A 25,549-nucleotide genomic window follows, 5' to 3' on the forward strand; every position below is an offset into this window, starting at 1 on the left:
CGCCAGCGCCTTTTCATCGCACGAAGGCTCAGCTACGAGTGGAGCGGAAATGATGAACCTGCCCATAAATGTCCGGCCTGCGATCCAGGCTGGCAAGGCGCTGGCCAAACTGTCGCTCGGTCTTGCTTTGCTGGCCTCCACCTGTGCGCAAAGTTTCGCGCAGGGCGTTCCCGTCGTTCGCGACGCGGAGATCGAGGCTCTAGTCCGCGATTACTCCCGCCCGATCTTCAACGCCGCCGGTCTGTCGAAGGCCGGTATCCAGATCGTTCTGGTCAACGACAAGAGTTTCAACGCCTTCGTTGCCGGCCGCCGCATGTTCATCAACACCGGCGCGCTGATGCAGTCCGAAACACCCAACGAAATCATCGGCGTGATCGCCCATGAGGCCGGGCATCTGGCCGGCGGGCATCAGCAGAGGCTGCGCGATCAGCTGGAGCGGGCCAAGACCATGGCCATCATCGCCAGCCTGCTTGGTGCCGGTGCGATCGTGGCCGGTGGAGCCTCCGACAATCGCGGCCTTGCCGGAGCGGGAATCGGCCTTGCCACGGGCGGCGGCGAGGTGGCGCGTCGAAGCCTGCTTTCCTACCAGCGTGGCGAGGAAATGGCGGCCGATCGCTCCGCCATCACCTATCTCGACAAGACCGGCCAGTCCGGAAAAGGCATGCTCAGAACCTTCCAGCGGTTCCAGAGCGCGCTGTCTCTTTCCGGCGCCAAGGTCGATCCCTATCGGGTCAGCCACCCCATGCCGCAGGACCGCATATCCAACCTTCAGACGCTGATCGAAAAAAGCCCGCATTACGGAAAGGCCGATTCAGAAGCGCTGCAGCAGCGCCACGATATGGCGCGCTTCAAGATCGCCGCCTATACGGACGGTCAGGCAGCGGCCTCGCGCATGATCGCCAAGAGCCCCGGCACGCTCGCCGCGAAATATGGCGACGCCCAGATCACCTATCTTTACGGCAATCTGCGTTCGGCCCAGAGCAAGGCGGATGCGCTGGCCAAGGCCCAGCCCTCCAACCCGTATTTTCAGGAGCTGCGTGGCGACATTCTGATGAAGGCGGGCAAGCCGAAGGAAGCCGCGGCCGCCTATGGAAAGGCGATCCAGCTCGACAAAGCGAAATCCGGCCTGCTGCCGGTGATGCAGGGGCAGGCCCTTCTCGCCATCGGTACGCCGGAAGCGATCAAACAGGCGGTTGGCCTCATCAACAAGGGGCTTGAACGCGACCGCGAAAACATCTCCGCCTATCGTTACCTTGCGCAGGCGAAGGGCCTGCTTGGAAATGTCGGCGAGGCCGAACTTGCCACCGCCGAAGGCTACTATTACTCGGGGGGCTACCGGGATGCAGCTATCTTCGCAGCCAGAGCCCAAACCCGCCTGAAGCCCAATTCTCCTGCCTGGACGCGGGCGCAGGACATCATCAATCAGGGCAAATCCGCCCGCAAGTAAGAGCCAGATCGCGCAACGCCGTGCTCGGGAAAAGGTTAGCAACGATGAAGAAGACATTTCTGGCCAGCGCCACGGCATTGGGTCTCGCACTGGTGGCAACCGGCTATATCGCCGGCAGCGGCAATCTTCGGGTGGTGACACCCGCGCAGGCACAAGAGCCCGACCGCGCCGCGATCGAAACCATCGTGCGCGAATATCTTCTGGCAAACCCGGAAATTCTTCTGGAAATGCAGGATTCTCTGGAGACGAAGCAGCAGGAGCAGCAGCGCGTCGCCAGCCTCGAAACCATCAAGCAGAACAAGGACGCGATCTTCAATTCCAGCTTTGACGGCGTGGTCGGCAATCCTGACGGCAAGATCACCATCGTCGAATTCTACGACTACAACTGCGGCTACTGCAAACGCGCCATGGACGACATGGACGCCCTCACCAAAGATGATCCGGATCTGCGCTTCGTGCTCAAGGAATTCCCGATCCTGAGCGCCAATTCGCAAAAAGCCAGCATCGTCTCCATGGCCTTCCATCTGTTGCAGCCCGAGAAATATGGCGAATTCCATCGCGCATTGATGGCGGTAGAAGGCGGGGCCAGTGAGGAGGCTGCGATCAGGATCGCCGTTTCGCTTGGAGCCACCGAAGCGGAGCTGCGCGAGAAGATGAAGGATCCGTCCATTCCGCAGGCGCTCTCGGCCACGTATGAACTGGCAAACAAGCTTTCGATCACGGGCACCCCATCCTACGTCATAGGTGACGAAGTGGTGTTCGGCGCGCTTGGCAAAGAGGTGCTTGCCGAGAAAATTGCCGACGCGAAAAAAGCTCTCTGACACAGAATCGGCTTAATTGGTGGGTGGAGCCTGTTGTGGACAGGCAAAGAACCCGCTTGCGCTCTTTTCGCACCGGGTTAAGCGCTTTATAGAGGGTCCGGCGGGGGTGATCGGCTTCCGTCGCGGAACAAGGTCGGCATATTGAAAACTGTTTTCGTTCTGAACGGTCCCAATCTCAACATGCTCGGAAAGCGGGAGCCGTCCATCTATGGGACGCAGACGCTTGAGGGCATTGCCGACCAGTGCCGTGAGGCGGGCCGCGCGCTCGGCCTTGAAGTGGATTTCCGCCAGACCAATCATGAGGGTGTTCTGGTCGACTGGATTCACGAAGCCGCCGACAAGGCGGCGGGCATCGTCATCAACGCCGCTGCCTATACCCACACGTCGATTGCACTCCTCGATGCGGTCAAGGCTGTTCAGCCGCTGCCGGTCGTAGAGGTTCACCTTTCCAACATACACGCCCGTGAAGCGTTCAGGCACGTCTCGATGATCGCGCCGAATGCGGTGGGAATGATCTGCGGCTTCGGCCCGCTCGGCTACACGCTGGCGCTGCAGGCGCTCGTCGCGCGCCTGTGACCAGCACTCAACAAGAAGGCTCGACCATGACAAACAAGAAAACCGGTGTTGACCAGCAACTGATCCGTGATCTGGCAGGTATTCTGAACGACACCAACCTGACCGAAATCGAGGTCGAGAACGAAGATTTCAAGGTGCGTATCTCGCGGCAGGCGCCGACGGTTCACGCAGTTGCGCCGGCCTATGCGCCGGCACCTGCCGCGGTCGCTGCACCGGCAGCGCCTGCCGCAGCAGCTGCGCCCGCCGCTCCCGATCTTTCCAAGAACGCCGTGCCCTCGCCCATGGTCGGAACCGCCTATCTGGCCCCTGCCCCCGGCGCCAAGGCGTTCGTCGAGGTCGGCCAGAAGGTGAGCGAAGGCCAGACCCTGCTCATCATCGAGGCGATGAAGACGATGAACCAGATCCCGGCGCCCCGCGCCGGCACCGTCACCGCCATCCTGATCGAGGACGCGCAGCCGGTCGAGTTCGGCCAGCCGCTGGTTGTGGTCGAGTAGGCCGGTGGGCATGTTTCAGAAGGTTCTCATAGCCAACCGCGGCGAGATCGCGCTGCGCGTTCTGCGGGCATGCAAGGAACTCGGCATCCAGACCGTCGTGGTTCACTCCACCGCCGACACAGACGCCATGCATGTGCGCCTTGCCGACGAAGCCGTCTGCATCGGCCCGCCGCCATCCCGCGACAGCTACCTCAACATTCACCAGATCGTCGCCGCCTGTGAAATCACCGGCGCCGATGCCGTGCATCCGGGATACGGCTTCCTGTCGGAGAATGCCAAGTTCGCCGACATTCTGGCCGCACACAACATCACCTTCATCGGCCCCTCCGGCGACCACATTCGCATGATGGGCGACAAGATCGAGGCCAAGCGCACCGCAAAGCGCCTCGGCATTCCGGTGGTTCCGGGCTCTGACGGCGCGGTCACGGAAGAAAGCGAAGCACGGCGCATCGCCGGCGAGATCGGCTATCCGGTCATCATCAAGGCTTCGGCCGGCGGTGGCGGTCGCGGCATGAAGGTGGCGCGCTCGGAAGCCGAACTGGAAGTAGCACTTGCCACGGCACGCTCTGAAGCGGGTGCTGCTTTCGGCGACGACGCGGTCTATATCGAGAAATATCTCGAAAAGCCCCGGCATATCGAGCTTCAGGTGTTCGGCGACGGCGCCGGCAAGGGCGTGCATTTCGGCGAGCGCGACTGTTCGTTGCAGCGCCGCCACCAGAAGGTGTGGGAAGAAGCTCTTTCCCCTGCCCTCAATGAGGCCGAGCGTGAGCGCATCGGTACGATCTGCGCCAATGCCGTGGCCGAGCTTGGCTATTCGGGCGCCGGCACGATCGAGTTCCTCTATGAGAACGGCGAGTTCTATTTCATTGAAATGAACACCCGTCTGCAGGTGGAGCATCCGATCACCGAAGCCATCACCGGCGTCGATCTGGTGCACGAGCAGATCCGCGTCGCCTCCGGCGGCGGGCTTTCGGTGACGCAGAAAGACATCCGCTTTCAGGGTCATGCCATCGAATGCCGCATCAATGCGGAAGATCCGCGTACCTTCATGCCGTCGCCCGGCACGATCACGCACTTCCATACGCCGGGCGGGCTCGGCATCCGCGTCGATTCCGGCGTCTATTCCGGCTACCGCATCCCGCCATATTACGACAGCCTGATCGGCAAGCTCATCGTGCATGGCCGCAACCGCGTGGAATGCATGATGCGCCTGCGCCGCGCGCTGGACGAATTCGTGGTCGACGGCATCAACACCACGCTGCCGCTGTTCCGCGATCTCGTCGGCAACCATGACATCGCTGACGGCAACTATGACATCCACTGGCTGGAAAAGTATCTCGCCAAAGGCGAGTAACCTGCCGATGGAGCCTGTCATGGCCCGTATTCTCACCCCCCTCGAAAAGGGGGGTGAACGACGGCATGAAGACTGCCTGAACACAGACCGGACGCTGCGGCCATGATCCGCCCCTTCGCACCCGGCTTCCGCATCCCCACCGATCTCCTTTTGAAGGCCTATGCCTCCGGCGTCTTTCCCATGGCGGAAAGCGAAACGGATCCGGAAGTGTTCTGGGTGCGGCCGGAAATTCGCGGCATCATTCCGCTGGATGCCTTCCACGTACCCAGAAGCCTTGCCAAGACGCTGCGGCACAATCCGTTCGACATCAGGTTCGACACGGATTTCGAGGGCGTGATCGACGCCTGCGCGGAAAAGCGCGACGAGCGCCCTTCCACATGGATCAACGGCCCCATCCGGGAAGCCTATGTGCAGCTTCACTACATGGGCCATTGCCATTCTGTCGAGGCCTGGCGCGAAGGCCGCCTTGTCGGCGGGCTCTATGGTGTTTCGTTGGGACGCGTCTTCTTCGGAGAAAGCATGTTCTCGAAAGAAACCGACGCCTCCAAGGCCTGTCTGGTGGCGCTGGTGGAACGCTTGCGGCAACAGGGCTACAGCCTGCTCGACACCCAGTTCACCACGGAGCATCTCAAGCGCTTCGGCGCCATAGACGTGCCCCGTGCGCAGTATGAGCAGCTTCTGGCCGAGGCCCTTGTCGGCACGGCAAGCTTCACCCCTTCCAGCAGCGGTTGAAGCCGCCGCAACGCTGGCGTAGGATGGCACACGTTCCTCATATGTTCGACAAATGCGCACCGCCGTCAATGATCCCGAACACGGCTTCTGCCGTGACTGCCTGACACTGCAGCCGGCAGCGGTGCGACGCTGCGCGCATTGCGGCAGCCCGCGGCTCGTGCGCCATCCCGAGCTCTACGGGCTGCATCTGGCCCATATCGATTGCGACGCATTCTATGCGGCGGTGGAAAAGCGCGACAATCCGGCGCTGAAGGACAAGCCCGTCATCATCGGTGGCGGCAAGCGCGGTGTGGTCTCGACCGCCTGCTACATTGCGCGCATCAACGGCGTGCGCTCGGCCATGCCAATGTTCAAGGCGCTGGAAGCCTGCCCGGAAGCGACCGTCATCAAGCCCGACATGGAGAAATATGCCCGCGTCGGGCGCGAGGTGCGTGCCATGATGCAGGACCTGACACCGCTGGTCGAACCGATCTCGATCGACGAGGCCTTTCTCGATCTGAGCGGAACGGAACGCATGCACGCCATGCCGCCGGCACTGGTGCTGGCGCGCTTTGCCCAAAGGCTGGAAAAGGAAATCGGCATCACCGCCTCGGTTGGCCTGTCCTACTGCAAGTTTCTTGCCAAGGTCGCGTCCGATTTCCGTAAACCCCGCGGCTTTTCCGTGATCGGGGAAGCGGAAGCGGTCAGTTTTCTTGCCGGGCAACCTGTGACGCTGATCTGGGGCGTCGGCAAGGCTTTTGCTGCCACACTGGAACGCGGCGGCATCCGCTCCATAGGCCAGTTGCAGAAGATGGAGCAGAGCGAACTGATGCGCCGTTACGGCAGCATGGGCAACCGGCTGTTCAGGCTGTCACGTGGTCAGGACGAACGCGTCGTCCACGCCGACCGCGACTCCAAGAGCGTATCGGCCGAAACCACTTTCGACACGGATTTTGGAGAACTGGACGATCTCGTTCCGGTGCTGCGCGCTCTTTCCGAAAAAGTGTCGGCGCGCCTGAAGAAAGCCAATCTGGCCGGCAGGACGGTGGTGCTGAAGCTGAAATCCAAGGATTTCAGGACACGCACCCGCAACCGGCAGCTGGGTGACCCCACCCGTCTTGCCGACCGCATCTTCGCCACCGGCCTCGAACTTATGCGCAGGGAAATCGACGGTACGAAGTACCGGCTTCTGGGCATCGGCGTGTCGGATCTGTGCGATGCCGAAAAGGCCGATCCTCCGGATCTCGTCGACACCCGCTCGCACAAGCGCGCCCTTGCCGAAGGCGCTATCGACGTGCTGCGAAACAAATTCGGTAATGGTGCCGTCGAGACGGGCTACACTTTCGGCCGTGGCCATCGCGGCAAGCCCACCCGCCCCGGCGAGGAAGACGAGCCGGAGGTGCGCCATCCCTGGGAGCGGATCTGAACCGGAGGTCCTTCACCGGATCAGTCGTTGTCGTCAGGAATGTTGAGAACCTTGCCGCAGGCCTTGCAATGGATGGCGTCAGGCTCATGCCTTTGCAGGCCGCAGCGCGGACAGGGGAAAAACACCTTGTTGGGCCGAAACAGCGCCCGCGCCAGCCGCACAAACAAAGTAATGCCGATGATCATGGTGACGATAGCCGTCAGCTTGCCGGCGACGCCGGGCAACACGATGTCACCAAAGCCCGTCGTCGTGACGGTCGCAACCGTCACATACATGGCATCCACATAGCCTTCAAAGCCGGAGCCGTTACGGAAGAAGAATGTGTAGACGAAGCCCGTAACCACGAACAGAAAGGTCAGCAGATTGACGACCGCATGGCTGGCCTCGCGCCATGGCCGCAGCCGTTTCATCTCGAAATGACGCCACAATGTGCCGCTGCGTGACAGCGACCACAGGCGCAATATGCGCAGGAACGCCAGATTGGCGAGCGCCTGCGGAAACAGCAGCGTCAGCAGGATGAAGATGTCGATCCAGGAGGTGGGCTGGCGGATCAGCCGCAACATGTCCGTGGAGGCGAGCAGCCTGCCGGCCATGTCCGCAGCGACAAGGGCGGCGACCAGATAGTCGATCCACAGGAAGCTGGGCGTTTCCTGCAACACCGGCGTCAGGATGAAAAAAATGATGATGGCCAGATCGACCACGATGGTGGCGACCTGGAAGCGGAACGCAGCCGGCGAATTGCCGTGGTAAAGCTTTCGCAGCCCATCCCGGATGGCGGCAAGACCGGTCAGTTGCACGTCTTCGGCGTCGTTGTTCATTGCCAAGCGATAGCGCTTCGCCGCGGGAGCGTCCAGTGAAGCCGGCTTACACCAGTTCCACCTCGATCACGCCCGGAACCGCGCCTATTGCCGAGGCGATGCGCGGGTCGATGCGATAGCGGTTGGGCAGCGCCACCTCGATCTCGCCCTGCCCCTCCTCCTTCAGCACCACGATGCTGACCTGCCCTTCGCCGCTTTGCGACAGTCGGGCGGCAACGGAATCGACAGGCTCGGCACCACGCACAAAAATGCGCAGCAGCTTCTGCACCTGGCTGGCAGCGTCGTCCAGTGACCTCACCGCCTGTATGCGCAGATTGACACCTTCCGGCCTGTCCTCGGCGCCGACCTCGATGACCACGGATTTGCCCGCCTCCAGATGGTCGCGGTACTGCGCCAGCGTTTCGGAGAACATCACGGCCTCGAACTGGCCGCTGGTATCGGAGAAATTCACCACACCCATCTTGTTGCCGGTACGGGTTTTCCGCTCCTGCTTGGAGGTGACGGTTCCTGCGAGACGTCCGGCCGATGCACCACGTTTCACGGCAGCGGCGAAATCAGCCCAGTTCTGCACCCGCATCTTCTCCAGAACCTGCTTGTACTCATCCAGCGGATGCGCCGAGAGATAGAAGCCCACCACCTGAAATTCGCGGTGCAGACGCTCCGCCGGCAGCCATGGCTCGACGGCGGGCAAGTTGAGCGCATTCGACTGCGCGCCGAGCGAAACACCGAAAATATCGCCCTGCCCCGAGGTTGCGTTCTGCTGGGCAAGGGCCGCCAGTCCCATCATGCGCTCCACGCCCGCCATCATGGCGGCGCGCTCGTGGCCAAAGCAATCGAAGGCGCCCGCCATGATCAGGCTTTCGAACACGCGCTTGCCGACGATCTTCGGGTCGATGCGCTCGCAGAAATCGGCAAGGCTGCGGAACTGGCCTTCATCGCGCTTTTCCACGATGTGATCGACCGCCGCTTCGCCCACGCCCTTGAGGGCTGCCAGCGAATAGAAAATCTTGTTTTCGCCGACCTCGAACTCGCGATAGCTGGTCAGCACCGATGGCGGCACCACCTCGATGCCGAGGCGCATGGCGTCCTGCCGGAAATCGGCGAGCTTGTCGGTGTTGTTCATGTCGAGCGTCATCGACGCCGCAAGAAACTCCACCGGATAGTGCGCCTTCAGATAGGCGGTCTGATAGGAAACCACCGCATAGGCGGCGGCATGCGACTTGTTGAAGCCGTAGTCAGCGAACTTGGCCAGCAGATCGAAGATGAAGTTGGACTGCTGCTTGCTCACCCCGCGCTCGACCGCGCCGGAGACGAAGCGCTCGCGCTGCTTGTCCATTTCCGCGCGGATCTTCTTGCCCATGGCGCGGCGCAGCAGGTCTGCTTCGCCGAGCGAATAGCCTGCCAGCTCCTGCGCGATCTGCATCACCTGTTCCTGATAGACGATGACGCCTTGTGTCTCGCGCACCAGATGATCGATCTTGGGGTGGATGGAAGCGGTTTCCTCCTCGCCATGCTTGCGGGCGTTGTAGGTGGGAATGTTCTCCATCGGGCCGGGCCGGTAGAGCGCCACCAGCGCGATGATGTCCTCGATGCAGTCCGGGCGCATGCCGATCAGCGCCTTGCGCATGCCCGCCGATTCCACCTGGAACACGCCGACCGTCTCGCCGCGCGAAAGCATGGAATAAGTCGGCTGGTCGTCCAGAGGCAGCCTGGACAGGTCGATGTCGACGCCCCGCCGACGTATCAGCTTCACCGCCGTTTCCAGCACGGTCAGCGTCTTGAGGCCGAGGAAGTCGAACTTCACCAGCCCCGCGTCTTCGACCTTCTTCATGTTGAACTGCGTGACCGGCATGTCCGAACGCGGATCGCGGTACATCGGCACCAGTTCCCACAAGGGCCGGTCGCCGATGACGATGCCGGCCGCATGGGTGGAGGCGTGGCGGTAGAGCCCTTCCAGCTTCAGCGCCATGTCGAGCAGGGTCTGGACGATCGGCTCCTTCTCCACCTCCTCGGCAAAGCGCGGCTCGGCCTCGATGGCGTCCTTGAGCTTGACCGGATTGGCGGGATTGGCCGGCACCATCTTGCACAGCCGGTCGACCAGCCCGTAGGGCATTTGCAGCACGCGACCGACATCGCGCAGCACCGCGCGCGCCTGAAGCGTTCCGAAGGTGATGATCTGCCCTACCTGCTCGCGGCCGTATTTGCCCTGCACGTAGCGGATCACCTCTTCGCGTCGGTCCTGACAGAAGTCGATGTCGAAGTCCGGCATCGACACGCGGTCGGGGTTGAGGAAGCGCTCGAACAGCAGCGAGAAACGCAGCGGATCGATGTCGGTGATGGTCAGCGCATAGGCCACCAGCGAACCCGCACCCGAGCCACGGCCCGGTCCCACGGGGATATCGTGTTCCTTGGCCCATTTGATAAAGTCGGCAACGATCAGGAAGTAACCCGGAAACTTCATCCGCTCGATGACGCCGAGCTCGAATTCGAGACGTTCCCGGTAATCCTCGACCGTATGGCCTTTGGTCGGCCCGTGCGCCTCCAGCCTGCGAGCCAGTCCCTCGCGCGCCTGCCGCTTGAGTTCCTCAGCCTCCGCCCTTTCGGCGGCATCCGGGTCCTCGACATCCGCACCGGCAAAGCGCGGCAGGATCGGCTTGCGGTTCTTCGGATAGTAGGAGCAGCGCATGGCGATCTCGACCGTATTGTCGAGCGCCTCTGGCAGGTCGGCGAACAGTTTCGCCATTTCCGCCTGCGATTTCAGGTAATTGTCCGGAGAGAGCCGCCGGCGGTCGTCGACCGCGATCACCGAGCCTTCGGCGATGGCGATCAGCGCGTCGTGCGCCTCATAGTCCTCGCGCTTGAGGAAGAAGGCCTCGTTGGTGGCAACCAGCGGCAACTCGTGCCGGTAGGCCAGATCGATGGTGCGCTGCTCGATACCGCGGTCATAGCCGGATACGCGCTCCAACTCGACATAGAGCCGGTCGCCGAACATTTCCTTGAGGAACAGCAGGCGCGATTCCGCCAGTTCCTGCCGGTCTGCCTTCAGCGCCGCTCCGACCGGCCCGCGCGGCCCGCCGGTCAGGCAGATCACGCCTTCGCGATATTGCTCCAGCATATCGCTGGTGGCATGCACCGGCTCGCCCGACGGCGTATCGAGATAGGCATGGCTGACAAGACGCACGAGATTGGCATAGCCTTCCTCGTTAGCCGCGATGAGCACGACCGGCGCCATGTCCGGCCCCGCCCGTCGCCGGTCGCGCGGTCCGTCCGCAGGCTCACCTGCGAAAGACAGATCGACCTGACAGCCCATGAGCGGCTGCACGCCGTCCTTGGTAGCCTTCTGCGCGAACTCCAGCGCACCGAACAGATTGTTGGTGTCGGTGACGGCAACGGCAGGCGCACTGTCCTTAACCGCATGCCCGACGATCGCACCAAGCTGAAGTGCGCCTTCCAGCAAGGAATAGGCGGAATGGACGCGCAGATGCACGAAAATGCGGCCCGATGCACTCGCAGGGAGTGTCTTCATCTTCTCGCTGGCTGATTGATCGTCGCTCATAAGTCGCAAACCGGGGATTCGTTCATTGATCCTTATAGTCGGAACAGGCCGGCTGCGAGTCCAGACCCAGCCTGTTCACAACTGCGTCTGCGCGGCGACGAAATGTCCAATCATGGTGTGCCACCTTGCGCCCCCGCCCCTTGCTGCTAGTTTAGCGACAATTGAAATTGTATTGCTGGGAGGAAACTTCATGAAAACCCGCGCCGCCGTTGCTGTTGGAGCAGGCAAACCCCTTGAGATCATGGAAGTCGACCTCGAAGGGCCGCGCGAGGGCGAAGTTCTGGTCGAGATCAAGGCCACCGGCATCTGCCATACGGATGAATTCACTCTCTCGGGCGCCGATCCGGAAGGCATCTTTCCGGCCATTCTGGGCCATGAAGGCGCCGGCATCGTCGTTGATGTGGGCAAGGGTGTCACCACCCTGAAGAAGGGCGATCACGTCATCCCGCTCTACACCCCCGAATGCCGCTCCTGCCCGTCCTGCCTGTCGCGCAAGACCAACCTGTGCACCTCCATCCGCGCCACGCAGGGTCAGGGCCTGATGCCGGACGGCACCAGCCGCTTCTCGGTCGGCGGAGAGAAGATCTTCCACTATATGGGCTGCTCGACCTTCTCCAACTTCACGGTGCTTCCTGAAATCGCGCTGGCGAAGGTCAACCCCGACGCACCCTTCGACAAGATCTGCTACATCGGCTGCGGCGTCACCACCGGCATCGGTGCGGTGATCAACACCGCAAAGGTCGAGATCGGCGCGACGGCGGCCGTGTTCGGCCTGGGCGGCATCGGCCTCAACGTCATTCAGGGTCTCAGGCTTGCCGGTGCCGACATGATCATCGGCGTCGACATCAACAACGACAAGAAGGCATGGGGCGAGAAGTTCGGCATGACCCATTTCGTCAACCCGACGGAGGTTGATGACGTGGTAGCACATATCGTCAACATGACCAGGCGCGGCGCAGACCAGATCGGCGGCGCAGACTATACCTTCGACTGCACCGGCAACGTCAGGGTCATGCGGCAGGCGCTGGAATGCTCGCATCGCGGCTGGGGCGAATCGATCGTCATCGGGGTCGCCGGTGCCGGTCAGGAAATCTCGACGCGCCCGTTCCAGCTCGTCACCGGCCGCACCTGGAAGGGCACGGCCTTCGGCGGCGCGCGCGGCCGCACCGACGTGCCGAAAATCGTCGACTGGTACATGGAAGGCAAGATCCAGATCGACCCGATGATCACCCACACCATGCCGCTGGAAGACATCAACAAGGGCTTCGAGCTCATGAACGCAGGCAAGTCCGTCCGCGGCGTGGTGGTTTACTGACAGATAGCCTGACGAAAAGGGGGCCAGTACATGGGGCGGCTTTCCGTCACGATCGCAGTCGCAGGGGTGCTGGCCGCTTCTTCCCTTTCTCAGGCCCAGACGTTCGAGGGGGATTTTGCATTCCGATGGCTCTCGGAGCCACAGCAGCGCCATCGCATCATGCAATCCCTTTCCGACATATCTTTCACTGACAGCGCGGGACGTCGCTGGACCGTACCAAAGGGAACCAGGATCGACGGCGCATCGATACCGGCCGTCTTATGGACTTTTGCCGGCTCTCCTTTCGTAGGAAACTATCGGAGAGCGTCAGTTATCCATGATCATTATTGTGACCTCAAAAGTGAAGTCGCCTCCGAGGTCAACATGATGTTTCGCGACGCCATGCGAGCAGACGGGCTGTCGAAACGCGAAAGCCAGTCAAAATATCTGGCGGTGTCCGCCTATACCAAACTTACCCGCGCCTGCGGCAAGCACACGGACAGCTGGAAAACCCTTGCCCAGCTCTCTACCTTTGATGGCGCCACGAAAAGCGGTGATTTCATGGAACTTCTCAGGGAATGGGACACACTGCCCACACCGGATGATACGACGACGATGAGAGCCGCAGAGGCAATCAGACTTGGAGAAATCAAAAATCCTCTGAGCTTTGCAGCTCTGCTCGAATTTGAGCGGAATATGACTGAGGAAAATTACGCTGCTCTTGAACGAGCCCTCGAAGGCGAGCAGCCGTCTGATGAGGAGGTGGATCTGATGCTGCTTCTGGCCGATGTGGCAACTCCGGACTTTCTGGACGCACCGGCCAACAAATGAGTGTCGCCCCGGTGATCTACGTCGATGCCGACGCCTGCCCCGTCAAGGCCGAGGTCGTGCGCGTTGCAGAACGCTTCGACCTCGAAACGGTCTTCGTTGCCAATGGCGGATTGCGTCCTTCGCGCGACCCGAAGATCCGCAATGTGGTGGTGTCCTCGGGCGCTGACGCTGCCGACGACTGGATCGTCGAGCATGCGCAGGCGAACGATATCGTCATCACCGCCGACATTCCGCTTGCTGCGCGAACCGTGGCGCTTGGCGCGCATGTGCTCGGCCCCACCGGCCGGCCCTTCACGCCGGAGACGATCGGCATGGCCGTCGCCATGCGCGACCTGAAGCAGCATCTGCGCGAAACGGGTGAAAGCAAGGGTTACAATGCCTCCTTCGCGCCGCGAGACCGGTCCCGCTTTCTTGGTGAACTCGACCGCATCGTGCGGATAGCCCTGAAATCAGGCGCGTCCGCATGAGCGCGGGGCAGCCACGATCTGGCTGGCTGCCCATCCACCGGCATGCGCTTTTCGGTGTGTCGGCCCTGATCGGTCTCGCTGCGCTCGTAACGGCGCTTTTCCTGAAGGCCGAACTTGCCTATTCGATCGGTGCCAATGCCTTCTTCGCGGCCTACAGTGCGCTGGTGCTGGCGGAAATGCCGCTGCTCAGCGCCGACTATCTCAGCCGCAACGCGCGCGCCACCGACCAGCCTCTGGCGGTCATCTTCATCATCACCTTCATGGTGGTCGGCGTAGCGGTGGGAGCGCTGTTCCAGATCATAAACGGTCAGGGTGTCGGCCCCGCGGGCCTTGTCTTCGCACTGGCTTCCATTCCGCTTGGCTGGTTCACCATCCATGCCATGACTGCCCTGCACTACGCCCATGTCTACTGGAGCGATGACGCCGGCGAGACGACCGAGAAAAAACCCGCCGGAGGCTTTGAGTTTCCAGGCACCAAACATCCCCAAGGCTGGGATTTTCTTTATTTCTCAACGGTCATCGGCATGACGGCTCAGACTTCTGATACCTCTGTCACGACCGCGCATATGCGCCGCATCGTGCTGGCGCATTCCATCGTGTCGTTCTTCTTCAACACGGTCATCGTCGCGGCGGCAGTCAATCTGGCTGTCAGCCTCGGCGACTGAAGCCACGCGTGACGGACCAATCGGCTCAGGCTGCCCTAGTGCCCGGCATCGGTCCGCGCGGTGTATGGCTCTCAACGGGTGTCACCAGAATTGCATCGGGAAACCCATCGCGAATGATGTTCGCCGCGGCGGACAAGGCCACGTCGTCCGGGTCCAGCAGGCTTATGAACACTTCCGCTTCGCTGGATGACAGACGCCTGATGCCCTGCGCGTCGGTCGGCCCGCATTCGACCACGACCAGATCATAGGCAGCCGCCAGCGATTGCAGGATGACCGGCAGGCGGCTGGCCGCGCGCATGGCACGGATGGGATCGGCGACACCGACCGGCATGATGTGACAATCCGAGAAATGATCCGGATGAAGCACATCGGTAAACTGCGCATCGCCCGCCAGAAGATCGGTTATTCCCGGCAAGGTCAGGCTTTCAAGCATGGCTTCCGACACGGCGCCCGAAGCTGTCAGGTCGACCAGGACGACCCTCAGACCGGCGTCGGCAATGTCGCGCGCAACCATGATTGCGCTGGCAGCCGCTTCATCGCCTTCCGGCGAGACGAAAACGGCACGCGAGGCTCCGCTTTCGATAAGCTTGCGAACGGCGGTGTCGATGCCGACTTCACCAAGATCGAGACGCGTTGCCGGTGTGGCGGAAACCGGTGCTGGCTCTTCCTCCATCAGCGCGGGCTCCATCTCCGTCAGGATTTGTTGCGGCAAGTCAGGTTCGACATCAGGCGAACCCTCAGACACCGTCAGGGAAACGTCTTCAGCAACGACCGGATCCTCCTGCGTCGTCTGGGCCGTCGGCTCAGCAACCTCCGGCGTCATCACTGGCTCCGGATCAGGCAGAGGCTCCGGTTCGGCAGGCTCCTCCAATGGCTCAGCCTGTTGTGCTTGCGCCTCCTGCAACGGTTTCGCGGTGTCTTCCGCCTGCCCGGTTGCAGCGAAAAGAATGCTCGCTGGCAAAGCGCTGGCGGCAGGCTCTGGTAGGGGCTCCTGCTCCTGAACAGGATAAGGAACAGGGGCCGGACGCATTGCACGACCCGAAAAAAGCTCCCGAAGCAGGGTGATGATTGCCATGATCAGGATGGCGCCGAAGAAAGCAGCGCCGACGATCGGCAGCACTTTCGGGAAATAGGGCTCCGCCGGCGCAACGGCGCGTGAGAAAACCCGGGCATCGACCGGCAGGTAGTTGCGGTCCTGTCGGGCGGACGCCTCGCGATACCGGGTCAGATAGGTTTCCAGAAGCTGACGCTGGGCTGCGGCCTCACGCTCAAGTGCGTTCAGCTCCACCTCCTGCTCGCCGGCACGCGCGGATGCAGCCTTGAGCTGGTTGACCTCTGCCAGAAGCTGGTTTTCCCGCGCCTTCGCGGTTTCCGCTTCGGTCATCAGCCCCGACAATACCTTGCGCGCTTCGGACTGAATCTGGGCATCGAGGCCGGTAAGCTGCGAGCGCAAGGCACGGATGCGCGGGTGATTGTCGAGCAGCGTCGTGGAGAGATCGGTGATTTCCGACTGTAACTGGATCTGACGTTCGCGCAGCCTCTGGATCAGACCGGAAGACATCACCTCAGGCAGCGCATCGAGCGAGCCACCATTCTGAAGCGCCTGCCGCACGCTGTCCGCGGTGGCTTCAGCGGCAGCGCGGCTGGCGCGCAGGCGGGAAAGTTCGCTCGAAAGCTCGGCAAGCTGCTGCGTCGCCAGCACGGAATTGTTCTGACCAACCAGAATGTCCGATTGTCCGCGATACGCCGCAACTTTGGCTTCTGCCTCTTTCACCCTTTTTGAAAGGTCCTCGATCTCCGGCGCCAGCCATTCGGTTGCGGCCGCGTTCGACTCAAGCTTCGCGTTTCCCTGAGACGCGATGTAAGTGTCCGCGATGAGATTGGGGATTTCCGCCGCGAGCTTTGGATCCTCCGAAGAAAACTCGATCACGATCACCCGCGATCCTTCGACACGGTATACGTTCAGCTTCTCGCGCATGCGGCGAATGACGCGCTCTTCGACAGCCATGATACCGGGATCCGACTTCAGTCCGGCAATCACGAGAAGCCGCTGCAACCCCGAACTGTTCGCGCCTTCATCGAATTCGGGCAGCTTCGCCAGCCCAAGTTGTTCGGCGACCTTTGCCAGTGTCTCCGTCGAGGACACCACCTGAACCTGGCTGGTGACGCCCTGATCATCGAGAACAGGTTGCTCGCTCTGCCCGCTCTCCGGCCGGGTGAAAACGGATTCCCGCGTTTCTATCAGCAGCCGCGTTTCGGCCCGATAGCGTGGCGTCGTGGTGGAGGCGAAGGCCAGCGCCGCACCGACTGCGCACAAGGCAACAATGAGTATGCGCAGCCAGTTGCGGAACAGACTGCCAAAAAGCTGCCTGATGTCCACATCGAGATCGGCCTGGGCCAACTGGGGTCCTGACATGCGCCCTCACTCCGGAAACGGGTGAAGCCACTGTAAGGAGTTATGGTAACCCAGCCCTTAAGATGGATGTAATAATTCATTAGGCTTTGAAGAGCCGCACTCTCGATGGATCGTTCAAATTTTACCGGCCATTAACCCTAATAGGTTGATAACGAGACGATCCTCAAGGTCCGCCACAGCGGCGGCCAGCCGAAGGTGTCGACCGGTTATGAAAAGTCCCGCCATCCTGTTGAGCGCTATGATCGCAGTCTCCGCGAGCCTGTCCGGCTGCTCCAGCTACAGGCCAACACCGGCGGCTTTCCATGAAGTGCTCAACCAGCCTTATCAGCTGGGAGCCGGTGACCGCATTCGCGTGACCGTTTTCGAGCAGGAAGGGCTGACAAATACATATAGTGTCGACCAGTCTGGCTATATATCGTTCCCGCTTGTCGGGAACATCCCGGCTCGCGGCCACACGGCCCAGCAGCTTGAGAAGCAGATCGCGGCCAAGCTGCGTCAGGGCTATCTGAGGGATCCCGACGTGTCGGTGGAGATAGATCGCTACCGGCCGATCTTCGTGATGGGCGAAGTGGGTGCAGCCGGCCAGTACTCCTATGTACCGGGTCTCACCGTTCAGAAAGCCGTTGCAATCGCCGGCGGCTTCTCGGCGCGCGCCAATCAGGAGAGCGTGGACATAACGCGGGATATCAACGGCGAGGTCATCACCGGGCGCGTCCGGACATCCGATCCTCTGTTACCCGGCGACACCGTCTATGTACGCGAACGCCTGTTCTGAGGGATGAAGGACAAATTGCGTATCGTTCACTGCTTCCGTTCTCCTCTCGGCGGCATATTCCGGCATGTGCGCGATCTGACGGAGGCCCAGGCAGCGGCGGGACACAGCGTCGGCATCGTATGCGACTCCACAACGGGAGGCGCGTTTGAAGATGCGTTGTTCGAGCAGATCTCCGGGAATCTTGTGCTGGGAATCCATCGCACGCCCATGCAGCGCCACATCGGCATCGGCGACGCCCTCGCCGCATGGAAAACATTCAGGATCATCAAGGAATTGCAGCCGGACGTGCTTCACGGGCACGGTGCAAAAGGCGGCGCTTACGCCCGCCTTTTCGGCTCACTGTTGCGGGTTTCAGGGTCTCGCGTGGCCCGCATCTATTCTCCCCATGGCGGCAGCCTCCACTATGACGAGGAAACGCTGGCCGGCAAAACGCTGTTTGCGCTGGAGCGGGCCATGGGAAAGCTCACCGATCACCTGCTGTTCGTCTCCGACCATGAACGCCGGACATATCGTCACAAAGTGGGTGCGCCGCACGGACCAAGCAGCCTCGTCTACAATGGCTTGCGTGCGGCTGAGTTCGCGCCCGTCATCGTGCGCGAAGATGCCGCCGATTTCCTCTATATCGGCATGATGCGCGACCTGAAGGGGCCGGACATCTTCATCGATGCCTTCGCCGCTGCGGAAAAACTGATGGGCCGCCCCCTGACTGCCGTGATGGTGGGAGACGGAGAAGACCTTCCAAAATACAGGGAACAGGTCGCCCGGCTGGGACTTGAAGAGAGAATCACATTTCATCAGCCGATGCCCGCCAGACAGGCTTTTGAACTGGCAAATCTGGTCATCGTGCCATCACGAGCGGAGGCCATGCCCTACATCGTGCTGGAAACGCTCGCAGCAGGACGGCCCATCATCGCTTCGGCTGTCGGCGGTATTCCCGAAGTGCTCGGAACAGGCTCGAAAGCGCTGATCGCACCCAAACCCGATATTCTGGCCGCCTCGATAGTGTCGGCGCTATCCGATCCCGAAGCCTGCAGGCGCGCTATGCCCGATGTTGTCGCCCTCCGCAAAGTCTTCAATGCAAACGTCATGGCGGGCAGGATCGAAGCTGCCTATACTGCAACCCTGAACGGAAAAGATGAAATCGGGCGCGCCGGTGATCAGCAGGATTGCACTGCCGGATAGCGAAAAAGCCGCAACCGCGTTCAAGGCTTTCTTAGTTCTCAACTGTTATGCAGTCCGGGAACCAACAGGTTACCCATGAACGATATAGACCCCTCCCGCCGCTTTTCGGCCGACGCCGTGCGCAAACTGAATGCCTCTTCCTCCGAGGAGAGGCCTGCCGTGCTCAATGAAATGGCACGTCAGGTCGCCACTCAACTGGAACGTGACACCCTCAGACCAGTCATGGTCAGCGGGATGCTGCGAATCATGGAATTTGCGGTGCTTCTGCTTTCGGGACTTGGTCTCTACCTGTTCTATGTCGGCCCGCTCGATGTCATGTTCTGGCATTACTGCCTCGTCATCGCCGGCGGGTCTCTCATCGCCGTCACCTTCATGGAATTCGGCGAATGCTATCAGATCGCCGCGTTGATGCGCCCCTTCGCCACGTTCTCGCGGATTTTCCTGATCTGGGCTGCCACTTTCGCGCTGATGGCGCTGACCGGCTTCGCTCTGAAGGTCAGCGGCGATTTCTCGCGCATCATGTTCGGCGCCTGGTTCGTTGTCGGCTTCGTCGCCATCTTCTTCCTTCGCCTTGTCATGGCGAAGATGATCAGGCGCTGGGCACGCAACGGCCGGATGGAGCGCCGCGCAGTGATCGTCGGTGGCGGAAAGGCCGCCGAAGACCTGATCCGGGCCGTTGAGCAGCAGCCTCATAACGACATCCGCATATGCGGCATATTCGATGACCGTGACGACAAGCGCTCGCCGCCCGTCGTTGCAGGATACCCGAAGCTCGGCACCATCTCGGAGCTGATCGAGTTCGCGCGGATTGCGCGCATCGATCTGCTCATTGTTTCCCTGCCGATCACCGCCGAACAGCGGGTGCTGCAATTGCTGAAGAAGCTGTGGGTGCTGCCGGTGGATATCCGCCTTTCCGCACATTCCAACGCCCTGCAGTTCCGGCCGCGCGCCTATTCCTATATCGGCTCGATACCGCTGCTCGATATATTCGACAAACCCATCAATGACTGGGATTCGGTTGCCAAGCGCGCCTTCGACATCGTCTTCAGCCTGATCGGGATCGTTCTGTTTTCGCCGATAATGATCGCCACCGCGATCGCCATCAAGCTCGATTCGAAAGGCCCCGTGCTCTTCAAGCAGAAGCGCCATGGCTTCAACAATGAAGTGATCGAGGTCTACAAATTCCGGTCCATGTATGCGGACCAGTCCGACCCGACCGCCAAAAAGACCGTCACCAGAAACGACCCGCGCGTAACCCGCGTGGGACGCTTCATCCGCAAGACCTCAATCGATGAGCTGCCGCAATTCTTCAACGCGCTGTTCGGCTCGCTTTCGCTCGTGGGCCCGCGCCCGCATGCGGTGGCCGCGCAATCGCACAATCTGCTCTACGCCGAAGTGGTTGACGGCTATTTCGCCCGGCATAAGGTCAAGCCCGGTGTCACCGGCTGGGCGCAGATCAACGGCTGGCGGGGCGAGATGGACACCAACGAAAAAATCCGGATGCGCACCGAATACGACCTCTATTACATAGAGAACTGGTCGCTGTTGTTCGATCTCAGGATTCTTATCCTGACACCCTTCCGTCTGCTGAACACGGAAAACGCCTATTGAGCGCCGTCGCCGACCCTGTGGCTCATCGGGCAGCGGTCAATATAAAACTGACCGGCCTGATCGCTTCCGGATCCGTTGCACTGGCCATCCTGCTCTCCGGCTTCGTTCTTCATGAGCCGGCTCCATACGACATCTATATGGTCGCTCTGGTCGGCATATGGGCGCTCTTCGGCCTGAAACTGTCGAGAGCGGCGGCTCCCATGACCGGCCTGCTCGTGCTGTTCAATATTGGCGGCCTGATCGCCATGACACAGATGGCGGAGCTGGCGGATACGCCGCTCTATCTCGCTGTTTCTGTGTTTCTGGCATTTACGGCGATCTTTTACGCCTCCGTCGCCGAAACCCGCCCCGGCCTTTTGCCCGTCATCTTCAATGCCTATGTGGTTGCGGCGGTGGCGACGTCATTGATGGGAATAGCCGGCTATTTCAACCTGTTTCCCGGCGCAGAAGTGTTCACGCGTTACGGTCGCGCCTCGGGCGTCTTTCAGGATCCGAATGTGTTCGGGCCGTTTCTGGTTCTTCCGGCCATCTGGCTGCTTCATGGGCTGATGACAGGCTCCCCTGCCCGCATGATGCTGGCAGCCCTGCCCCTGTCGGTCATCGCCTGCGGCATCTTCCTGTCTTTTTCGCGCGGGGCCTGGGGGCTTTTCGCCGTCAGTGTCGTGCTGATGGTCGGGCTCCTGTTTTTGCAAAGCGACAGCGGCCGTTTCCGCCTGAAGATCGTGGTCATGACTGTAGCGGCGGTCACGCTGCTCATCGCCCTCGCTCTCATCACCCTTCAGATTCCCGGCGTCGCGGACATGCTGTCCGAACGCGCACGCCTCGCACAGGATTACGACTCGGCACGCCTTGGCCGGTTTGCTCGTTATGGCATCGGCTTCATGGTGGCGCTTGAGCATCCTCCCGGTATCGGGCCTCTGGTATTCGGCAAGATTTATGGAGAGGACACACACAACATCTGGCTGAAAGCGTTGCTGGACTACGGCTGGCTGGGCTTCAGCGCCTATCTGACCCTGACCATCTGGACGCTCGCGGCCGGCTTCAGGCTGATTTTGCGGAACCGGCCATGGCAGCCCTACCTGCTATGCGCCTATGTGGTCTACCTTGGCCATGTCGGCCTGGGAACATTCATCGACACAGATCACTGGCGCCATTTTTACCTGCTGCTGGGTATTATCTGGGCAATCATAGCGCTGGAAACCCGATATCAGAACCAACCCTCGCAAGGTGATCTGGACCATGGTGAGCTAAGGCTTTAAAAGCCACTCCATGAAAAACTCTGCATTTTTCACTGCACTCAGTTTCTATGCACGTGTTCTGGCCGGTGTTCTCGCAGCAATTGGCATCGTCAGCATCATTGCTTTGCAGACAGGCTGGCTTACTCTTTTTTCGGAAGCCGACGACAGAGCACCTCAAAGCGACGCATTGGCCCTCAATGCGGAAGAGCCTGCCGTGGCTGCGAACGGATACAAAGTCATCATGTCACAGATGATACCTGTGGATTCCAGCCTGACTTATGACATTTCCGCCGAGGTCCGGAGCATTGCCCCAGCCGATGTGAAGAACGGTCTGGCGAGGACCTATCTCGGCGTCGCAACCTTCGACAAGGATAGGAAGGAGATCCGTGGCGGTCCCGGCACATACAGATACGCAGGCGCAATCAACTTCCGACTGTATAGCGATGCGGGCTGGAGGGTCTTATCCGGTTCCATTACCGGCGAAGGAGATGAAGCGCACACGCAGTTCCGCCCGGGCACCAGATATGTGCGAATTGTAGCACTTCTCAATTATGTGTCTGGCGATCAGCAAGCCGAAACCGAAGACATGACCACCGAGATTCGCAACGTCCGCTTTGCACCCCGCCTGAACATGAATTCGGACAAGTGACCTGCCCCGTCCTTTTGGCCCGCTGGCGTTCATTGCTCCGGCTTCTGGCATTTTCAGATCCGCCTTTTCCACCCTTAGCGATGAGCGGGCAGCGCATCAAAAGCCCTTCATTCAGCGTTTGATCGATGCACGAAAATGACCGTTCGCGGGATAAATCTGCAATCGATTGGGAGAAGCCAGAGCCCGCGCGACCCAGCGGCGGATAAGCGCGGGAATCTCATCCGGATTTCCACCGCAAAGCACGATGTTTCCCCGCAAATTATCTGCTTCTGTTCTTTTCGGACGTTTTAGCCCTTGCGCTGCAAGTGCCCAGAATATAAGGCTTCCCTCGGTTCGGAGTGTAGCGCAGCCCGGTAGCGCACTTGACTGGGGGTCAAGGGGTCGTGGGTTCGAATCCCGCCACTCCGACCATTTTACTCAACATGAGATAAAAGAATACCGGCCGCAAAAACGGCCGGCATCCTGCATTTACAGATTCCTGAGTTTATCGCCGGCCGAATAGAAACGATGCGGCAAGGCCGATCACCACCAGGCCGACGGCCACGGCTGCTGCAGGATGTTCGCGGGCGGTGTTTTCGATCGCACGCGCCTTCTTGCGAAGATCAGGGAGGTGATCGCCGACACGGCTGGAAAACTCATCGTAATAATCAGAGAGCGTATCACGATAATCCGAAAGAGCCTCCCGGCCTTCCTCGTAATAATGGTTGCCACGCCTGGAAAGCTGCTTCTTCATCGACCTCAGCTCCTTCGAGAGCTGGGCGACCTGCTTTTCGAGATCGACATCGGATAGAGACGAGAAAGGCGCCATGCTGTTTCCTTCTTTCTGAAAACCGTAAAGAAGCAAAACGCCTGATCGCAAATTTTGTTCCAGCCGTGAGTGAACGGTGAAACGGCTCCACTCCGGTTCGCAATCGGAGAAATCCGGGCTCCTGAAAAGCCATTAAAGCAGATCACCCATGCCCATCGAACGCCACGTTGCTTTACCCGTGCCGCTCCAACAATTCTCATGAGTGCCGAGCCGCGAATCGACGGCGGCTCGGTGCGCGATCAGGCGCGTTGTGCAGATCCTTAGTGGTCTTGCGGCTGGAAGTGCCTCAGCGAACCTGATCGAGCAGGCGCTTGCATTCCAGAAGGTCGAACAGCGCCTCCTGAAGAAGAGCGCGGTTATCACGCGAGAGCCTGCCACCGTCCGGCTGAACCGGCCCCTCCTCGTCGGATTTGCCCAGCCCGAAAAAGCGGCGGCTGGGCTTTGCCTTTGGCTGCCCCACCATCTGCTCTTCATCCAGTGGCCGGGGCTGTGCGGCAGGGGTAAGCTCTACGGCGTCGGCGTGCTTGCGCTGAGCGATGGCTTCAACCGCCGCCAGATCGCCATTGCCGATAGCGACCAGAAACTGGTTGCCATTCTCGCGCAGAAGCTTCTGAACACCCTTGATAGTGTAGCCCTGATCATAAAGCATGTGGCGGATGCCCTTGATGAGCTCGACATCCTGCGGCCGATAATAGCGGCGGCCACCGCCACGCTTCATGGGCTTGATCTGCGTAAACCGGGTTTCCCAGAAACGCAGCACATGCTGCGGAAGATCAAGATCTTCCGCGACTTCGCTGATGGTGCGAAAGGCGTCGGGGCTCTTTTCCATGGCCGATCCTCACGAAACGCGTCAAAAGACAGGAGCGCCGGCAAGGCCATATCCTGCCTGTCAGATAACGTTCCGAATCGATAATCAGAAACGCACCTGAAGTGACGTTTATTTCAACCGTTTATGGATCAACATTCAAGCCCTGTGACAGGCACGGCCACAAACCCATGCCTGAACAGAAGGCTATTTCCCACCCTTGCTGCGGTTCTGATGCGAACGCAGAATGCGGTTCTTCAGCACGTTGGAGGCTTTGAAGGTCATCACACGGCGCGGCAGAATCGGCACTTCCTCGCCGGTCTTGGGATTACGACCGATGCGCTCATTCTTGGAACGAACCTGAAAAGTGGCGAATGAGGACAGCTTGACCGTTTCACCACGCACGATCGCTTCGCAAATCTCGTTGAGAACTTCCTCGACCAGATCGGCCGATTCCGTCCTCGACAGTCCCACCTTGCGGTAAACAGCCTCAGCGAGATCGGCGCGCGTAAGTGTCTTTCCCCCCATGCGTCCGTCCAATCCGTTAAAATAATGACCACAAGAAACGAGGGCGGAGCCTAAGTAATTGATCCATAAAGGTCAAGTCCGTTCAGGCGCCGCCGGGCAAAGCTTTACCACCGCAGCAGAACCGCGCCCCAGGTGAAACCGCCACCCATCGCCTCCAGCAGCACGAGGTCACCAGGCTTGATGCGTCCGTCGGCGACGGCCACAGATAGCGCCAGCGGCACCGAGGCGGCCGAGGTGTTGCCGTGGAGATCGACCGTGATCACCACTTTTTCCTCGGCGATGCCGAGTTTTTTTGCGGAGGCATCGATGATGCGCTTGTTGGCCTGATGCGGCACGAACCAGTCGATATCATCTGCGGTTATGCCCGCCTGCGAGAACGTCGCCTCGATAACGTCGGTGATCATGCCAACGGCGTGTTTGAAAACCTCGCGGCCTTCCATTCTCAGGTGACCGATAGTGCCGGTTGTCGAAACACCGCCGTCGACATACAGCTTTCCCTTGTGCTGCCCGTCCGAACGCAGGGCAGCGGCCAGCACGCCGCGATCGGCAATGGTCCCCTCGCCCTCGCCTGCTTCCAGCACGATTGCACCGGCGCCGTCACCGAAGAGGACGCATGTCGTGCGGTCCTCCCAGTCCAGAAGTCGCGAAAAAGTCTCGGCGCCGATGACCAGCGCGCGTCTGGAAAGACCACCGCGAATATAGGCATCCGCCGTGGTGACGGCATAGACGAATCCCGAGCAGACCGCCTGCATGTCGAATGCAAAGCCGTGATGCATCCCGAGCAGGTTCTGGATTTCGACGGCAGTTGCCGGAAAGGTGTTGTTGGGCGTCGATGTGGCCAAAACGATCAGATCGATATCATCAGGCGTCAGACCGGCATTGTCGAGCGCAGCGCGTGCCGCAGCCGCTCCCAAAGAAGCCGTTGTCTCGTCAGCGGCTGCGATATGGCGCTGGCGAATGCCGGTGCGTTGCGCAATCCATTCGTCCGAGGTCTCCAGCATTCCCTCGAACTCGGAGTTCTTCATGATGCGGCGGGGCAAGGCCGAACCGGCGCCGCGGACGATTGATCTGATCAAG

At 60.6% G+C, this 25,549-nt stretch carries 23 protein-coding genes and 1 tRNA gene; 17 read left to right on the forward strand and 7 right to left on the reverse strand.

Features of this window, described 5'->3' with window-relative positions:
• Positions 1 to 52 precede the first annotated feature (52 nt).
• The 7 genes from HNR59_RS12550 (at position 53) to HNR59_RS12580 (ending at position 6,829) form a co-directional block, all read left to right on the forward strand.
• A complete protein-coding gene (locus HNR59_RS12550; protein ID WP_425488648.1) occupies positions 53 to 1,447 on the forward strand; it encodes a M48 family metalloprotease in 1,395 nt (464 codons plus the stop codon).
• 44 nt (positions 1,448 to 1,491) lie between these two features.
• A complete protein-coding gene (locus HNR59_RS12555; protein ID WP_183830672.1) occupies positions 1,492 to 2,268 on the forward strand; it encodes a DsbA family protein in 777 nt (258 codons plus the stop codon).
• 141 nt (positions 2,269 to 2,409) lie between these two features.
• Complete coding sequence (gene aroQ, locus HNR59_RS12560) at positions 2,410 to 2,844, forward strand: type II 3-dehydroquinate dehydratase (RefSeq protein WP_183830675.1); 435 nt, start codon at positions 2,410 to 2,412, stop codon at positions 2,842 to 2,844.
• Positions 2,845 to 2,870: 26 nt separating this feature from the next.
• Positions 2,871 to 3,338: an acetyl-CoA carboxylase biotin carboxyl carrier protein gene (gene accB / locus HNR59_RS12565; protein WP_183830676.1), complete on the forward strand. Its 468-nt coding sequence runs from the start codon at positions 2,871 to 2,873 to the stop codon at positions 3,336 to 3,338.
• A 10-nt stretch (positions 3,339 to 3,348) separates the two neighbouring features.
• Positions 3,349 to 4,692 carry an acetyl-CoA carboxylase biotin carboxylase subunit gene (gene accC / locus HNR59_RS12570; protein ID WP_183830678.1) on the forward strand — a complete coding sequence of 448 codons (1,344 nt, stop codon included), beginning with the start codon at positions 3,349 to 3,351 and terminating at the stop codon, positions 4,690 to 4,692.
• A 102-nt stretch (positions 4,693 to 4,794) separates the two neighbouring features.
• Positions 4,795 to 5,424, forward strand: coding sequence for a leucyl/phenylalanyl-tRNA--protein transferase (gene aat, locus HNR59_RS12575; protein WP_183830680.1), 630 nt, complete (start codon positions 4,795 to 4,797; stop codon positions 5,422 to 5,424).
• A 52-nt stretch (positions 5,425 to 5,476) separates the two neighbouring features.
• On the forward strand, positions 5,477 to 6,829 hold the full coding sequence (locus HNR59_RS12580; RefSeq protein WP_183830682.1) for a DNA polymerase IV: 1,353 nt from the start codon (positions 5,477 to 5,479) through the stop codon (positions 6,827 to 6,829).
• A gap of 20 nt (positions 6,830 to 6,849) precedes the next feature.
• Here the strand turns inward: HNR59_RS12580 and HNR59_RS12585 are convergent, their stop codons facing one another.
• Positions 6,850 to 7,647 carry an ion channel gene (locus HNR59_RS12585; protein ID WP_183831571.1) on the reverse strand — a complete coding sequence of 266 codons (798 nt, stop codon included), beginning with the start codon at positions 7,645 to 7,647 and terminating at the stop codon, positions 6,850 to 6,852.
• Positions 7,648 to 7,693: 46 nt separating this feature from the next.
• Positions 7,694 to 11,173, reverse strand: coding sequence for a DNA polymerase III subunit alpha (gene dnaE, locus HNR59_RS12590; RefSeq protein ID WP_246374691.1), 3,480 nt, complete (start codon positions 11,171 to 11,173; stop codon positions 7,694 to 7,696).
• 220 nt (positions 11,174 to 11,393) lie between these two features.
• On the opposite strand from dnaE, the gene HNR59_RS12595 reads away from it, so the two are divergent.
• The 4 genes from HNR59_RS12595 to HNR59_RS12610 are packed head-to-tail and all read left to right on the forward strand — an operon-like array spanning position 11,394 to position 14,460.
• Positions 11,394 to 12,518, forward strand: coding sequence for an S-(hydroxymethyl)glutathione dehydrogenase/class III alcohol dehydrogenase (locus tag HNR59_RS12595; RefSeq protein WP_183830686.1), 1,125 nt, complete (start codon positions 11,394 to 11,396; stop codon positions 12,516 to 12,518).
• 30 nt (positions 12,519 to 12,548) lie between these two features.
• Complete coding sequence (locus HNR59_RS12600; protein WP_183830688.1) at positions 12,549 to 13,328, forward strand: DUF1353 domain-containing protein; 780 nt, start codon at positions 12,549 to 12,551, stop codon at positions 13,326 to 13,328.
• Positions 13,325 to 13,795: a YaiI/YqxD family protein gene (locus tag HNR59_RS12605; protein ID WP_183830690.1), complete on the forward strand. Its 471-nt coding sequence runs from the start codon at positions 13,325 to 13,327 to the stop codon at positions 13,793 to 13,795. Before HNR59_RS12600 ends, HNR59_RS12605 begins: the two co-directional genes overlap by 4 nt.
• A complete protein-coding gene (locus HNR59_RS12610) occupies positions 13,792 to 14,460 on the forward strand; it encodes a DUF1345 domain-containing protein (RefSeq protein ID WP_183830692.1) in 669 nt (222 codons plus the stop codon). The genes HNR59_RS12605 and HNR59_RS12610 overlap by 4 nt, the downstream gene beginning before the upstream one ends.
• Before the next feature lie 25 nt (positions 14,461 to 14,485).
• On the opposite strand, the gene HNR59_RS12615 is transcribed toward HNR59_RS12610, so the two are convergent.
• A complete protein-coding gene (locus HNR59_RS12615; protein WP_183830694.1) occupies positions 14,486 to 16,876 on the reverse strand; it encodes an exopolysaccharide transport family protein in 2,391 nt (796 codons plus the stop codon).
• A 208-nt stretch (positions 16,877 to 17,084) separates the two neighbouring features.
• Here HNR59_RS12615 and HNR59_RS12620 point away from each other — a divergent pair, with 208 nt between their 5' ends.
• The 6 genes from HNR59_RS12620 to HNR59_RS12645 all read left to right on the forward strand — a co-directional run bounded on the left by HNR59_RS12620 (position 17,085) and on the right by HNR59_RS12645 (position 22,742).
• Positions 17,085 to 17,651 carry a polysaccharide biosynthesis/export family protein gene (locus HNR59_RS12620; RefSeq protein WP_183830696.1) on the forward strand — a complete coding sequence of 189 codons (567 nt, stop codon included), beginning with the start codon at positions 17,085 to 17,087 and terminating at the stop codon, positions 17,649 to 17,651.
• 3 nt (positions 17,652 to 17,654) lie between these two features.
• Positions 17,655 to 18,833: a glycosyltransferase family 4 protein gene (locus HNR59_RS12625; RefSeq protein WP_183830698.1), complete on the forward strand. Its 1,179-nt coding sequence runs from the start codon at positions 17,655 to 17,657 to the stop codon at positions 18,831 to 18,833.
• 75 nt (positions 18,834 to 18,908) lie between these two features.
• Positions 18,909 to 20,444, forward strand: a complete 1,536-nt coding sequence (locus HNR59_RS12630) for an undecaprenyl-phosphate glucose phosphotransferase (protein WP_183830700.1) — start codon at positions 18,909 to 18,911, stop codon at positions 20,442 to 20,444.
• Positions 20,441 to 21,703, forward strand: coding sequence for an O-antigen ligase family protein (locus HNR59_RS12635; protein ID WP_183830702.1), 1,263 nt, complete (start codon positions 20,441 to 20,443; stop codon positions 21,701 to 21,703). Before HNR59_RS12630 ends, HNR59_RS12635 begins: the two co-directional genes overlap by 4 nt.
• 10 nt (positions 21,704 to 21,713) lie before the next feature.
• Positions 21,714 to 22,331 carry a hypothetical protein gene (locus HNR59_RS12640; RefSeq protein WP_183830704.1) on the forward strand — a complete coding sequence of 206 codons (618 nt, stop codon included), beginning with the start codon at positions 21,714 to 21,716 and terminating at the stop codon, positions 22,329 to 22,331.
• Positions 22,332 to 22,665: 334 nt separating this feature from the next.
• Positions 22,666 to 22,742 (forward strand) — tRNA-Pro (locus HNR59_RS12645).
• Between the two features lie 73 nt (positions 22,743 to 22,815).
• Here HNR59_RS12645 and HNR59_RS12650 read toward each other — a convergent pair.
• From HNR59_RS12650 to HNR59_RS12665, 4 genes are all read right to left on the reverse strand, one after another.
• The gene (locus tag HNR59_RS12650; RefSeq protein WP_246374569.1) at positions 22,816 to 23,064 is read right to left on the reverse strand and encodes a hypothetical protein; all 249 of its coding nucleotides are present in this window, start codon (positions 23,062 to 23,064) and stop codon (positions 22,816 to 22,818) included.
• Positions 23,065 to 23,425: 361 nt separating this feature from the next.
• Positions 23,426 to 23,968, reverse strand: coding sequence for a MerR family transcriptional regulator (locus HNR59_RS12655; protein WP_183830708.1), 543 nt, complete (start codon positions 23,966 to 23,968; stop codon positions 23,426 to 23,428).
• Between the two features lie 183 nt (positions 23,969 to 24,151).
• Positions 24,152 to 24,472: an integration host factor subunit alpha gene (locus HNR59_RS12660; protein WP_183830709.1), complete on the reverse strand. Its 321-nt coding sequence runs from the start codon at positions 24,470 to 24,472 to the stop codon at positions 24,152 to 24,154.
• Between the two features lie 104 nt (positions 24,473 to 24,576).
• A complete protein-coding gene (locus tag HNR59_RS12665; protein WP_183830710.1) occupies positions 24,577 to 25,548 on the reverse strand; it encodes a beta-ketoacyl-ACP synthase III in 972 nt (323 codons plus the stop codon).
• Position 25,549 lies beyond the last annotated feature (1 nt).

The sequence above is a fragment of the Aquamicrobium lusatiense genome, assembly GCF_014201615.1.
Taxonomy (GTDB): domain Bacteria; phylum Pseudomonadota; class Alphaproteobacteria; order Rhizobiales; family Rhizobiaceae; genus Mesorhizobium; species Mesorhizobium lusatiense.